This is a genomic window from Microbacterium trichothecenolyticum (assembly GCF_041938625.1).
Lineage (GTDB): Bacteria > Actinomycetota > Actinomycetes > Actinomycetales > Microbacteriaceae > Microbacterium > Microbacterium trichothecenolyticum_D.
Window position 1 is genome coordinate 4285008 of the sequence record NZ_CP169427.1, and the last position, 12324, is coordinate 4297331.

At 68.4% G+C, this 12324-nt stretch carries 13 protein-coding genes; all 13 read right to left on the minus strand.

Features of this window, described 5'->3' with window-relative positions:
- Positions 1-52 precede the first annotated feature (52 nt).
- Positions 53-1045 carry a Gfo/Idh/MocA family protein gene (locus ACEYYH_RS19780; RefSeq protein ID WP_374975997.1) on the minus strand — a complete coding sequence of 331 codons (993 nt, stop codon included), beginning with the start codon at positions 1043-1045 and terminating at the stop codon, positions 53-55.
- Between the two features lie 3 nt (positions 1046-1048).
- Complete coding sequence (locus tag ACEYYH_RS19785; protein ID WP_374975998.1) at positions 1049-1921, minus strand: ThuA domain-containing protein; 873 nt, start codon at positions 1919-1921, stop codon at positions 1049-1051.
- 76 nt (positions 1922-1997) lie between these two features.
- Positions 1998-3005 carry a sugar phosphate isomerase/epimerase family protein gene (locus ACEYYH_RS19790; protein WP_374975999.1) on the minus strand — a complete coding sequence of 336 codons (1008 nt, stop codon included), beginning with the start codon at positions 3003-3005 and terminating at the stop codon, positions 1998-2000.
- Positions 3006-3066: 61 nt separating this feature from the next.
- On the minus strand, positions 3067-4257 hold the full coding sequence (locus ACEYYH_RS19795) for a Gfo/Idh/MocA family protein (RefSeq protein WP_374976000.1): 1191 nt from the start codon (positions 4255-4257) through the stop codon (positions 3067-3069).
- A complete protein-coding gene (locus ACEYYH_RS19800) occupies positions 4254-4670 on the minus strand; it encodes a DUF6379 domain-containing protein (RefSeq protein ID WP_374976001.1) in 417 nt (138 codons plus the stop codon). The genes ACEYYH_RS19795 and ACEYYH_RS19800 overlap by 4 nt, the downstream gene beginning before the upstream one ends.
- Positions 4671-4679: 9 nt before the next feature.
- Positions 4680-5465: a nuclear transport factor 2 family protein gene (locus ACEYYH_RS19805; protein ID WP_374976002.1), complete on the minus strand. Its 786-nt coding sequence runs from the start codon at positions 5463-5465 to the stop codon at positions 4680-4682.
- On the minus strand, positions 5458-6504 hold the full coding sequence (locus ACEYYH_RS19810) for a sugar phosphate isomerase/epimerase family protein (RefSeq protein ID WP_374976003.1): 1047 nt from the start codon (positions 6502-6504) through the stop codon (positions 5458-5460). The genes ACEYYH_RS19805 and ACEYYH_RS19810 overlap by 8 nt, the downstream gene beginning before the upstream one ends.
- Positions 6501-7616 carry a sugar phosphate isomerase/epimerase family protein gene (locus tag ACEYYH_RS19815; protein ID WP_374976004.1) on the minus strand — a complete coding sequence of 372 codons (1116 nt, stop codon included), beginning with the start codon at positions 7614-7616 and terminating at the stop codon, positions 6501-6503. Before ACEYYH_RS19815 ends, ACEYYH_RS19810 begins: the two co-directional genes overlap by 4 nt.
- Positions 7613-8017, minus strand: a complete 405-nt coding sequence (locus ACEYYH_RS19820; RefSeq protein ID WP_374976005.1) for a DUF6379 domain-containing protein — start codon at positions 8015-8017, stop codon at positions 7613-7615. The genes ACEYYH_RS19815 and ACEYYH_RS19820 overlap by 4 nt, the downstream gene beginning before the upstream one ends.
- Before the next feature lie 45 nt (positions 8018-8062).
- On the minus strand, positions 8063-9598 hold the full coding sequence (locus ACEYYH_RS19825; RefSeq protein ID WP_374976006.1) for a GMC oxidoreductase: 1536 nt from the start codon (positions 9596-9598) through the stop codon (positions 8063-8065).
- The gene (locus tag ACEYYH_RS19830; RefSeq protein WP_374976007.1) at positions 9595-10389 is read right to left on the minus strand and encodes a TIM barrel protein; all 795 of its coding nucleotides are present in this window, start codon (positions 10387-10389) and stop codon (positions 9595-9597) included. Before ACEYYH_RS19830 ends, ACEYYH_RS19825 begins: the two co-directional genes overlap by 4 nt.
- A 97-nt stretch (positions 10390-10486) precedes the next feature.
- The gene (locus ACEYYH_RS19835; protein WP_374976008.1) at positions 10487-11323 is read right to left on the minus strand and encodes a carbohydrate ABC transporter permease; all 837 of its coding nucleotides are present in this window, start codon (positions 11321-11323) and stop codon (positions 10487-10489) included.
- A 1-nt stretch (position 11324) separates the two neighbouring features.
- On the minus strand, positions 11325-12287 hold the full coding sequence (locus ACEYYH_RS19840; RefSeq protein ID WP_374976009.1) for a carbohydrate ABC transporter permease: 963 nt from the start codon (positions 12285-12287) through the stop codon (positions 11325-11327).
- Between the last annotated feature and the right edge of the window lie 37 nt (positions 12288-12324).

Consider the following 12324-nt stretch of genomic DNA (forward strand, 5'->3'; position numbering starts at 1 on the left):
GATCCACGATGACGACGGCTCCCGGTCCACGGATCGGGAGCCGTCGTTCGATTCAGCGAGGTTCAAGGCCCGCGGCGCGATAGATGTCGTCCACGACACGCATGGTGCCGACACCACGCTCGGCGTCGAGGATGCTGGGAGAGCCGTCCGCCAGCACGGCGACGAGGTGCTCGAGCTGCCGCGCGTAGCTGTTCTCACCCTCGGCGGCCTTGTCTTCGAGAACGACCTCGTCCCCCGCGCTGACGCGCAGCGTCGCTCCCCACTGCGGCACGATGACGCTCGTGGCCTCGAGCCGGGCGTCCGACCCCTGGATCCGCAACGACATGGCGCCTTGGTCGTCGCCGATGAAGGACGAGCGCACGTGCGCGGGAGCGCCTGACGGCAGCCGCAGGATGGCATCGGTCTGCAGGTCGATCCGCGGGTCGTCGTCGGAGAGCACCGCCGCGGCCGACGCGACGACGGGCTCGCCCCACGCGGCCCGGATGAGGTCGACCGCGTAGCACCCGACGTCCATGACGGCCCCGCCGCCGAGGTCGCCGTCGAGGCGGATGTTGCCGGGCTTGACGACGAAGTGGGGGATGCTGAAGTCGACGTCCACGCGCTCGATGTCTCCGAGCACGCCCGACCCGATCACCTCGAGAAGACGCCGCGTGAATCCGTGGAGCCGGTAGTGGAAGCCGACGAATGCGCGCCGGCCCGTCGCGGCGGCGGCCTCTGCGATGGCTGATGCGGTCGCACCGTTCACCGACAGCGGCTTCTCGCAGAGGACGTGCTTCCCCGCCCGCAGCGCACGGATCCCCCATTCGGCGTGCGTGATCGGCGGGAGTGCGAGGTACACGAGATCGATGTCGGGATCCGACAGGATCGTCTCGTAGCCGCCGTGCTTCGGCAGGTCTACCCGCTCGGCGAAGGCTCGAGCGCGCTCCGGGTCTCTCGCGCCGATCGCGACGACGCGAACGCCCTCCACCTCGCGGGCAGGCTCCACCATCGCGCGTTCGGCGATGCCACCGGCACCCAGGATGCCGATTCGCAGTTCCGACGCCATCGTTCAGCCCTCGTGGTTGTAGTACGGCCAGGGCAGGAACCGGCGCTCGCCGCGGCGGTCGGGGCCCTCGAGCGTCACCTCGCCGGTCGCGGCCCACTCGACGCCGCGCGGGAACATGCGGATGAACTCGATGCGCCGGAACGTGTCGATGTCGTGACCGATGGTGATGGTGAACGACCGACCTTCGCCGTACTCGTTGATCCACGCGATGGGCTGGTCGGTGTTCATGCCGTTCAACGCGGCGATGCCGCCCTCGGGGATCTCGACCGGGTAGTGCGACATCGGCCACATCGGCGCCTTCTCGTACGACTCGAGGTCGTCGAACGTGGTGAGCAGCACCTGCGCGCCCTCGTAGAGGTCCACGCCCGTCAGGATGTCGTCGCCGGTCACGGTCCAGCGGGCACTGATCCCCTCGGTGATCGGATGCCGCGGCTCCACCGTGTCGAGCTGCGCCTCGCCCCATGGCCGGGGGCGGAGACCGGTCTCGTAGGCGCTGAGCTTCGCCCCGCGCATCACGTTGTACTCCTCGGGGTAGCCCCAGCGGTCCTCCTGCGCGGCGGAGCCGTGGAACCACACGATGCCCTTGCCGTCGTCGTGCACGAACTTGAGGATCGCGGCATCCGTCTCCGGTCCGAACCCGACCGCCTTCTCGAAGAAGCCGTCCCGACCCTCGAACACCACGATCAGCACGTCGTACTTGTCGATGATGTCGGCGCCGAGCCCGCGCGGGTCTTCGACGACCCGCACCTTGAAGCGCCCGGTGTCCTCGAGAAGCGTCGTGATCCACTGGTTGTGCAGGCGGAAGCTGCGGTGCTCGTTGTCGTGCTCCCGGGTCATGTGCCCGGACAGGATCAGCACGTTCAGCACATCGGTCATGGATTCTCCTTGCGTCAGCTGCCTCCGGGCACGCCGAACACCGGCCCCATCGGGCCGGTCTTCAGCCGTGCCGCGGCTAGTCGGTCTTGGTCGAGAAGGCGGCGTCGAACGCCGCCGCCGGCGGAGTGATGGCGTTCAGCTTGCGGACGAACTCGATGGCCTCGGGGGCACCGTCCAGGCGGTCCATGCCGGCGTCCTCCCACTCGATCGAGGTGGGCCCGTCATAGCCGATCGCGTTGAGCGCGCGGAAGAGCGGCTCCCACGGCACGGCGCCGTGTCCGGTCGACACGAACGTCCAGCCGCGACGCGGATTCGCCCACGGCAGGTGCGATCCCAGCACGCCGTTGCGTCCGTCGAGGTTGGTGATGGACTCCTTCACGTGCACGTGGAAGATGTGGTCCGCGAAATCCAGGACGAACGCCACCGGGTCCAGCTGCTGCCACATGAAGTGCGACGGGTCGAAGTTGAGCCCGAAGCTCTCGCGGTGCCCGATCGCCTCGAGCGTCGCCTTGGCCGTCCAGTAGTCGTAGGCGATCTCGCTGGGGTGCACCTCGAGGCCGAAGCGCACGCCGACCTCCTCGAACACGTCGAGGATCGGGTTCCACCGGTCGGCGAAGTCCTGGTAGCCGGCGGCGATCCACTCGTCGGAGGCCGGCGGGAACATCGCGACCGCCTTCCAGATCGACGAACCCGTGAAGCCGTTCACGGTCTTCACGCCCAGCTTGGCGGCGAACCGGGCGGTGTTCTTCATGTCCTCGGCGGCCCGCTGACGCACCCCTTCCGGCTCGCCGTCGTCCCACACCCGCGCGGGCAGGATGTCCTTGTGGCGCGCGTCGATGGGGTCGTCGCACACCGCCTGGCCGGTGAGGTGGTTCGAGATCGCCCACACCTTCAGGCCGTTGCGCTCGAGGATGTCCTTGCGGGACTGCACGTACTCCGCGTCGTCCCAGCGGGACACGTCGATGTGGTCGCCCCAGCAGGCGATCTCGAGGCCGTCGAAGCCCCATTCGCCGGCGAGCCGCGCGACCTCCTCGAACGGCAGATCGGCCCACTGGCCGGTGAACAGGGTGATCGGACGAGGCATCGAAGCTCCTTTGCTTTGTTGTTGCTATAAACCTATCCGGGGATCCGCCCGGAGCAACCGGTCAGCGCGAGATCGTCTCGGCCGCGACCGATGCCTCGACGCTCACCCAGCCGGACCCGGTCGCCGCGCTCTCCTCGACGGCCGCGAGCACACGCTGCACCGACAGCCCCTCCGCGAAGGACGGGTGCGGGTCGGTGCCCTCGGCGATCGCGGTCACGAGGTCGACGACCTGGTGGCTGAACCCGTGCTCGTAGCCGAGCATGTGGCCCGCAGGCCACCACGCGGCGACGTACGGATGCTGCGCCTCGGTGACGAGGATCCGCGTGAAGCCCTGCGTCGCCTCGGGCGCCGTGCGGTCGTAGAACCAGAGCGTGTTGAGGTCTTCGAGGTCGAACCGCAGCGCGCCGGTGGAGCCCGACACCTCGATCGAGAGGTCGTTCTTCCGTCCGGTGGCGAAGCGGCTGGCCTCGAACGAGACAAGGGCTCCTGAGGAGAGGCGCCCCGTGAAGAGGGCGATGTCGTCGACCGTCACGTCGCCGACGCCCTCCGCTGCCGTTCCGGAAAGACCGGAGCCTGACCCCTGCAGCGGCCGCTGCTTGACGATCGTGTCGAGCACGCCCGAGACCGCGGTCACGTCGAGGCCCGTCACGAACTGCGTCATGTCGATGATGTGGGCGCCGATGTCGCCCAGCGCCCCCGAGCCCGCGTGCTCCTTCTGCAGGCGCCACGCGAGCGGCATCTCGGGGTCGACGAGCCAGTCCTGACGATAGGCGGCGCGGACCTGGGCGATCTTGCCCACGGCGCCCTGCGCGACGAGGTCGCGCAGGAACGTCACGGCGGGCACGCGGCGGTAGGTGAAGCCCACCATCGAGCGGATGCCGCGCGCGGCGGCGCGGGACGCGGCATCCGCCATCGCCTCCGCCTCGTCGACCGTGTTGGCCAGCGGCTTCTCGCACAGCACGTGCTTGCCGGCCTCGAGTGCGGCGATGGCGATCTCGGCGTGGGAGTCGCCGGGCGTGACGATGTCGACGATGTCGATGTCGTCACGGGCGATCACCTCGCGCCAGTCGGTCGCCGACTCCTGCCAGCCCCACTGGGCCGCGGCATCCGCCACCGCCTCGGCGTGGCGCCCGACGACGACGGCCATCTCGACGTCGTCGGGCAGGCCGAACATACGGGGAGCCTGCCGCCATCCGACCGAGTGCGCAGCTCCCATGAAGCCGTACCCGATCATGGCCACGCGCAGCGTCATGCCAGCACGACCTCGCGCTCGACGGGCACGCGGTTGGTGACGTAGCGGCCGGGGCCGCCGTCGGTACCCGGCATGATCTGCATGTACAGCAGGCGCATCGTCAGGACGACCTCGACTGTGAGCTTCTCGCCGGGCTCGGGCGTGCGACCCAGGTCGATCACGACCTCGGGCTTGTCGGCGACGAACCACAGCGTCTCGGACTGCTCGGGCAGCTCTTCGATGCGATAGCTCTTGCCCTGAAGCTCGAAGCGCAGGGAGTCCTTGGGGATCTCGACGCCGTTGACGGATGCCGCGACATCGTCGACCGCCGAGAGCCAGAGGCTCCGGTACCAGGGCAGCTGCACCGCGACGGCGATGCCGCTGTCGGTACGGCAGACGTCCTTCTCGGAGAAGAGGGAGTTGTGGGTGGCCATGGCTGATCCTCAGGCGTAGGTGTCGGTGAAGGTCTCGTGCGGCACCGGCGGGGCGGGCTCGAGCTTCTGCACCGTCTGCGGGCTGTACGGGTGGTTGGTCGAGGGCACCGGCTCGTCGGCCGGCGGCATGAAGACGGGCTTGCCGTCGTCGCCGAAGTACATGAGGTCGAGGTCGAAGGCGCCCTGGTTCTTCAGGCCGAAGCTGACCCAGTTCTCCTCGAACGGCGCGCGGGCGAGCTCGTAGCAGCGGAACTTCCAGAACTTCCACTCGCCGTCCTGCTTGAGGAAGTCGATCGCGTACTTGCACCACACCCAGTGCGCCCAGACTTTCTTGCCGAGCACCTCCTCGGGGGAGTACATGTCGGGGAAGGCCTCGGCGACCTTGGGGTCGGTGAGGCCGGACTCCGTGCCCGCCATGAGCCACACGCCCTTGGCGGTCTTGCCGTCCGCGGCGACCTCGATGACCGGCGTCGTCGTGGCGTGCAGGATGAGCTTGCCCTCGGGGTGCGGGCGGTCGCGGTGGTAGCGGGTCACGCTCTCCCACGTCGTGTACTGGCCGGCGTTGGTGTATCGCGCGCGGATGCCCTCCGTGCCCTCCTTCACCCACAGCGGGATGATCTGCTCATCCTCGAAGGCGTTGTGCAGGTACATGTACCGGTTGAACAGGTTCTCGACCTGTCCGCGGTCTTCGGCGCGCTGCGCGAGCCGCTGCGCGGCGACGAGCTGCTCGCGCAGGTCGGCGAGCTCGGCGGCGAGGTCGGCGACCGAGATGTCGGTCGTCGTGGTGTCAGACATTGGCGGTCTCCTTGGACTGCTCGGCGACGGTGTCTTCGATGGCCTTGCGCATGAGCGCGTGCTGCTTCTTCACGAGGTCGATGGGGTCGGCCTCGCCGAGGTCCTGGAAGGCGTGGCCCTCCCACTCGCTGGACAGGTATCCCTGGTACCCGCCCACGACGAACTGCTTGACGATGCGCGGGATGTCCATCGCCGGCTCGTCGCCGTTCTCGTCGATGTCGTAGAACTTCGCATGTACGTGGAAGATCTGCGGCATGATGTCCAGCCACTCCTCCGGCGGTACGAGCCCGTGCATGTTGAACGCGAGGCGCGTGTGCGGTCCGAAGCCGACCGGGTCGACACCCTCGCCGATCAGATAGTCCTCGAACTTCTGGTTGCGCTCGTTCATCGGCATCGGCTCGTGCCAGATCTCGTCCATCACCGCGAAGTGCTTCGGATCCATGCCCATCAGTTCGAGCTGGTCCAGCAGCAGCGGAGACAGCGAGTGCATGGTCGACGAGAAGTCGGCGGTGAAGCCGAGGCGCTCCGACTGCAGCTCGTCGTACATCTCGCGCATCTGCACGACGGCCGGATTGTTCGGCCCGGACGGCGCGTGGATCTCGTAGCCGAGGTACTGGTCGTACTTCTCCGCGAGCGGCAGGAGGCTGCGCAGCAGCTCCTTGCCGTGCGAGCGGATGACGACCTTCTTGAAGCCGAGCGTGTGCGCGGTCTTCAGCTGGCGGGCGAGGAAATCGTGCTCCTCGTCCGGCGTCATGTCGCGGTCCTTGCGGCGGCCCATGTCGAGGTTCGTGCCGACGGCGCTCGCCTCCAGGCCGTACTTCTCGAGCGAGTCGAACCAGAGCTTCACGAACTCCTGGTCGACGTCGGGGTACGTGCGCAGCAGCTGCGCGATGTTGAACTCGACGCCCGGCCCGATCCCCTCCTCGGCGACGGCGGCGATGAGGGTCTCGGGCGTGTAGAGGCCCGCGGCGAACTCGCTCGTCAGAGAGTACAGGGTGGTTCCGAGCTTGATGCCGGTGCCGGCGATGCCGTCGGTCATGCGGATGCTCCTTGCGTGGTCGGGAGCCAGGCGGCGAGCTGGGCCCGCGCCTCGGCGAGGTCGGTGGTCATGCGCGAGCCGGCGTGGGCGGCCGCGGAGCGCTGCACCGCCTGCTCGTCACGGATGATGTCGAAGGGGCTCTGCCAGTAGTTCCAGTGCCAGCCTTCGTACTCGCTGGAGATGGCGCCGTTGTAGCCGTTTTCGACGAGCAACGTCACGAGGTCGCGCACCGGCACCGAGGGCTCTTCGCCCGACTCGTCGATGCCGAAGAACTTGCCGTGCACATGCTTGATCCACGGGAAGATCTCGAGCCAGTCGTCGACGCGGGCCGGGCCGAAGAGTCCCGTGCCGTTGATGCCGAAGTCGATTCCGAGGTCGGGCCGCCCGTGCTGCGCCGCCAGCCCGATGAACCGTCCGAAGCGCTGTCCGTGATCGGCCTGGTCGGCCGGCGGACCCTGGTGGGAGAACTCGTCCCAGAGTCCCGTGACCGCGGCCAGCAGCTCCTCCGACGCGCCGCGCCGGCGGTAGGCCTCGATGAGCGAGGGCGCGAAGCCGGAGACGGTGGCACCCCAGTCCATGGTGAAGCCGAGGAACGGCGAGCCGACCTTCTCGTACCGGTCGCGCAGCGCCAGGATGCGCGGGTGGGAGGCGTATTGGTCGGCGTGCACCTCGAGGGCGAGCGTGACGCCGTACTCCTCGGCGATCGGCGCGAGCGCCTCCATCGAGTCGGGCGTGATCGAGATCTGCACACGGGCGATCGGGAAGCCGAGCGACGCTGCGGCCGCGATCTGACGGCGCATGTACTCGAGCAGCTCGTCCTGCGTGAGAAGGCGATCGCGGTGGATGCCGATGTCGGCGTTCACGGCGAGCGACGTGGTCACGAGCCCGACCTCGTCGACGAGGTCGCGGAACCAGCCGGCGAACCGGTCGTCGATCTCGGGGAAGCCGCGGAAGCTCGAGAAGCCGATGATCTCGAGGCCCGGGCCGAACCCGTCGGCGGCGACCTTGCGGATGAGCCCTTCGAGGTCGTATTCGCGGCCGTGGAAGGCGCGGGTGAAGCTGTAAAGCGTGACGCCCTGAATGGGCGCGCCCTTGGTCTCCGGGGCGCTCATGCCGCCACCGCCTTTCGTGCGGTCATGGTCTTGGCGTCGTGCTCCTCGATGTGGAGCACTTCGTCGGCGCCGATGACGATGTAGGGGATGTAGAGGACGAGGCCGACCTCGACCTTGTGCTCGGCGTCGTCCGGGAGCACGAGGTCGCCCGACAGGACGGCCGAGTCAGTGGGGAACCACCACTCCTCCGTGTTCGGGACGAGCTCGTCGAAGGTGAAGGTCTGGCCGTTCATCCCCCAGCGAAGGGAATCGGCCGGCACCTCGACGCCGTCCACGGTGAGCGTGGCGCGGCCGATGCACGACGCAGGCAGTGCGCGGTACCAGGGCAGGCGAACCTCGACCGAGACGCGGCCGCCCTGGGTCGTGAGCGTTCCCTGCTCGATGATGCGATCGGGGATCACAGAGTCCTCCTTGACACTTAATTCTTCTTTCTACACTGTAATGTCTTAATCAGACATAAGCAAGGAGCTATTGCGGTCGCGGGCGATGCGACGAGCACCACGGACCGCGAGCGCGACCGACGTGAGTGTCGGATTGCACGCCGTCGGGGTCGGGATCACCCCGTTGCCCGCCACGAAGAGACCGGGCACGCCCCAGACTTCGCTGTCGGGGCCGCAGACACTGCGACCGTCGTCGGTCTCGCCCATCCGCGTCGTGCCCTGGTAGTGCAGCGAGGCGCCCAGAGGCATCGTGAACGGACGGTCTCCGATCGGCTCGCCGACGGCCTTCGCCAGCTCGACGATCTCGATGCGTGCCCGCTCGAGAACCTCGTGATCACGCTCCGTCAGCGTGTAGTGGAGGCGCATCGCCGGCATGCCGTACGAGTCGCGCTCGGAGTCGGAGAACTCCACACGGTCGTCCCACTGGAGGTCCTTCGCGCAGAAGAGCCCCAGCCCGACGATCGACCCTGGAATCACGGGATCGTCGTGGGCGAGCGGCACAGGCGATGCGTCCAGCTGCATGATCTGGCCGTGGAACGGCATGTCGTCGGTGAACGGCACCCAGCTCACGCCGCTCTGTTCCGAGAGGGTTCCGGATGCCGCGATCTGATCGTGCGCAGGAGGCTCGACGCCCCGCAGCCGGGCCGCGTAGACCACCTGCGCCTGGTCGTTGAGCATGCGGCCGAGCGCCGCGGGGCGGATGCCGGACTCCCACAGCACCTGCGGGGTGCGCAGCGCGTCGGCGGCGACGACGACAGTGCGTGCGCGCACCTCGTGGATCTCGCCGGTGCGCAGGTCGCGCACCTCGACACCGGCCGCCCGGCCCTCTTCCACGAGCACGCGCGTCACGAGCGACTCGTCGAACAGCGAGAAGTTCGGGTTGGCGCGCGTGACGTCGCCGAGCACCACGTCCGAACCCGACCACACCAGGCGGCCGTCCTCGCGCCGGTGCACGGCGAGCGGCATGCGCTGTACGCGCGCGGCTACGTCACGGTCGTCGTCGACCACCGCGGCCAGCCGTTCGCGCACGAGCGCGGTGAACGGCGCCGAGTCGAAGGCATCCGTGGTCACCCCCAAGAGGCGATCGCCCTCGTCGAGCAGGTCGTCGAGGTCGGGGAGGAAGGAGATCCGCTCGCTTCCGCCCGGTCGCGGGCAGGCGCCGGTCCAGTGCGCCGCCATGCCGCCCACGTTGCTCGAGAAGGCGGCGACCGGCAGCCCGTCCTCACCGTCGGCCTGGTAGCCGTCGGAGAGGAGATAGGTCCCGGGGCGCGCGCGTCGCATGCCGGATGTGACGGCGCCCGGGTTGTTCACGGTCGCCTCACCGGCCCCCGGCCCCTCCGATCGCCGCTGCGCCTCGGCACGGCGATCGGCGTCCTCGATGTTCTTCACATGCGCGCCCGGCGGGTCGGAGACCGTGGGCCCGACCTCGAACATCGCGATCGCAGCATCCGGAGCCTCCTCGCTGAGGATGCGCGCGTAGGTCGCCCCGGCGGGTCCGCTGCCGACGATCGCGACGTCGACCGCCGCGGGGTATCGGCTCACGCCGAGACCGCCAGCTCGCGGACGAGGGCGACGGATGCTGCGGACTCGACGGTCGGGTAGTACTCGAGGCCGATCGGCCCGTCGTAGCCGCTCGCGCGGAGGATGCCGAAGCGCTCGGCCCAGTCGAGCGAGCCGGTGCCGGGCTCGCCGCGGCCCGGAGCATCGGCCAGCTGCACGTACTTGACGAGATCGCCGGCGTTCGCCAGCTCCGCGGCCATGTCTTCGCCCTCGACGGCGGAGTGGTAGATGTCGTACAGCACGCCGAACTGCGGGGAGGCGACGCCCCGGGCCACGTACACGGCCTCTGCTGTGCGGTCCAGCAGCGACCCGGGGTGGTCGACCCGCACGTTGACGGGCTCCAGCACGAGCGTGATGCCGGAGCCGTCGATCTGCGCGATCGCCTTCCGGTAGATCTCGATCAGCTTGTCGAGCTGCACCTGGCGCTTCCAGCCGCCGAAACCGGTTCCGCTGCCCACGACGATCCGGGGGCAGCCGAGGTCCTGCGCGATGGAGACGCCCTCGTCGAGCTTGCGGTAGAACTCCGAGTGGTCCCACGGCGGGATCATGAACTGGGTGCGCGGCTCCGCGAGCTGAGCGGTGAGCTGAGTGCCGGTCTCCTGCAGGGCGGCCTTGAGAGCGGGCAGATCCTTCGGCGTCGCCGGGGCGTCCGCCCCGGTCGGCCCCCACATCTCGACGGCGTCGAACCCCGCCGCGGCGGCGGCCCGCACACGGTCGTGGTAGTCGCCGGCCTCGGTGAAGAGCAGTTCGATGTTGGGTGCGAGTTGATACATGACGTCTCCGGTCGGTGTGTCGGATGAGTGGGCGACGTGCGGATGCTTCTCAGCCGTCCGCTCGACGATCCGGCCGCCCCCGAATCGGTGCTGGAGGTCAGCCCTTCAGGCCGCCGCCGAAGCCCTGGATGAACTTCTTCTGCGCGAACATGTAGAACAGCAGGATCGGGATCATCGAGATGATCACGACGGCGAAGATCTTGTTCCACGCCGAGACGAGTCCGCCGACATAGGTGTACATGGCGACGGGAAGCGTCTGGGTGGTCGATCCGCCGAGGAAGATCAGCGAGTTGAAGAAGTCGTTCCAGACGATGAGGCCCGCGAGGATCGCCACCGTGCCCGTGGCCGGTGCCATGAGCGGGAGCACAACCCGGAAGAAGGCCTGCGTGGGCGATGCGCCGTCGATCACAGCGGCCTCCTCGTATTCGGTGGTCAGACCGCGGAAGAAGCTCGCGTAGAGGAACACCGACAGCGGCAGCAGGATGCCGATCCACAGCAGGATCATGCCGATCGCGTTACCGGTGAGACCCACCGAGCGCGCGCCGATGTAGAGGGGCACGGTTCCCAGCTGCGCGGGGAGGATGATGGCGATGAGCACCAGATAGAACGTGAAGTTCGTCCACGCCCTCGTCCGCCGCGTGATGACGTATGCGGCGACCGAGCCGAAGAGGACCAGACCGGCGACGGCGCCGCCGGTGATGATCACGCTGTTGAGGATGCTCATCGGGATGCTGTTGCGGCCCCCGGTGGTGAGCACCTCGACGAAGGCGGTGAAATCGAGCGAGGACGGGGGCGTGAGGGCGCTCGTGGTGAGCGCCTCCTCGTCGGTCTTGAACGCCGTGGCGATGAGGAAGTACAAGGGCAGCAGCCCGAGGAGGGTGACGACCCAGATGGCGACCTCGCGGGCCGCGGTGAGCTTGGTGTAGCGGAACATGTCAGGCGGCCCTTCCGACGGCGTCGCGGTCGCGGGTGGCGTACTGCTGGAGGATGGCGAAGACGAGGATGATGAGCGTCAGCACGAGCGCGAGCGCCGAGCCGAAGCCGAACTGGCCGAGCGAGAAGGCCTGCTTGTAGACCTGTGTCGCGAGCGTCTCGGTGGCGCCGGCCGGGCCGCCGCCCGTGAGGGCGAAGATCTGGTCGAAGATGCGCAGGCCCTGGATGATGCCGAGCGTGGTGGCGATGGCGATGGAGGGACGGATGGCCGGCACCGTCACATTCCAGAAGCGCTGCCAGATGTTCGCGCCGTCCAACGCGGCCGCCTCCTCGATCTCCACCGGGACCGACGCGAGGCCGGCCAGGTAGATGACCATGACGAAGCCGGTCTGCTGCCAGACGACGGTGAGCAGGATCGCCCAGATCGACCAGGTCGGGTCGGCCAGCCACACCTTCTGCCACGACTCCAGTCCGATCGCCCCGAGGAACCCGTTGAGGGGGCCGTTGAACTGGAAGATGAACTTCCAGATGTACGCGACAGCGAGCGGGCTCAGGACCACCGGCAGGAACAGCAGCGTCCGCAGGATGTAGCGCGTCTTGAGCGTCCGGTTGATGGCGAGCGCGAAGCCGAGCCCGAGGATGTTCGTCAGGATGACCGAGCCGAACGCGAGGAAGAGCGTGTTCACCACGGCGCCGACCATGAGCGGGTCGTTGAAGATCCGCACGAAGTTGTCGAGGCCGATGAACTCCCAGTCGCCGAGGCCGGTCCAGTTCGTGAAGGCGAAGAACCCGCCCGTCAGGGTGGCCATGTAGTGGACCGCGATCACCAGGATGATGGCGGGGAGCGCCCACCACCAGTGCCCGTAACTGATCAGGGGCCGTCTGCCGCGTGGGCGTGGGGTACGGCGTGCTTCGGGAGGCACCGTGAGGGTGCGAGTGGCATCGCGCTCGATCGTCACTGTCATCTGCTCTCTGACCTCGTCGTCACGCGCCGCGATTCAG

Bases quoted from the DNA above. Each gene is read 5' to 3' on its own strand.
- ACEYYH_RS19780 (WP_374975997.1), bottom strand. From the start codon at position 1,045: ATGGCGTCGGAACTGCGAATCGGCATCCTGGGTGCCGGTGGCATCGCC.
- ACEYYH_RS19785 (WP_374975998.1), bottom strand. From the start codon at position 1,921: ATGACCGATGTGCTGAACGTGCTGATCCTGTCCGGGCACATGACCCGG.
- ACEYYH_RS19790 (WP_374975999.1), bottom strand. From the start codon at position 3,005: ATGCCTCGTCCGATCACCCTGTTCACCGGCCAGTGGGCCGATCTGCCG.
- ACEYYH_RS19795 (WP_374976000.1), bottom strand. From the start codon at position 4,257: ATGACGCTGCGCGTGGCCATGATCGGGTACGGCTTCATGGGAGCTGCG.
- ACEYYH_RS19800 (WP_374976001.1), bottom strand. From the start codon at position 4,670: ATGGCCACCCACAACTCCCTCTTCTCCGAGAAGGACGTCTGCCGTACC.
- ACEYYH_RS19805 (WP_374976002.1), bottom strand. From the start codon at position 5,465: ATGTCTGACACCACGACGACCGACATCTCGGTCGCCGACCTCGCCGCC.
- ACEYYH_RS19810 (WP_374976003.1), bottom strand. From the start codon at position 6,504: ATGACCGACGGCATCGCCGGCACCGGCATCAAGCTCGGAACCACCCTG.
- ACEYYH_RS19815 (WP_374976004.1), bottom strand. From the start codon at position 7,616: ATGAGCGCCCCGGAGACCAAGGGCGCGCCCATTCAGGGCGTCACGCTT.
- ACEYYH_RS19830 (WP_374976007.1), bottom strand. From the start codon at position 10,389: ATGTATCAACTCGCACCCAACATCGAACTGCTCTTCACCGAGGCCGGC.
- ACEYYH_RS19835 (WP_374976008.1), bottom strand. From the start codon at position 11,323: ATGTTCCGCTACACCAAGCTCACCGCGGCCCGCGAGGTCGCCATCTGG.
- ACEYYH_RS19840 (WP_374976009.1), bottom strand. From the start codon at position 12,287: ATGACAGTGACGATCGAGCGCGATGCCACTCGCACCCTCACGGTGCCT.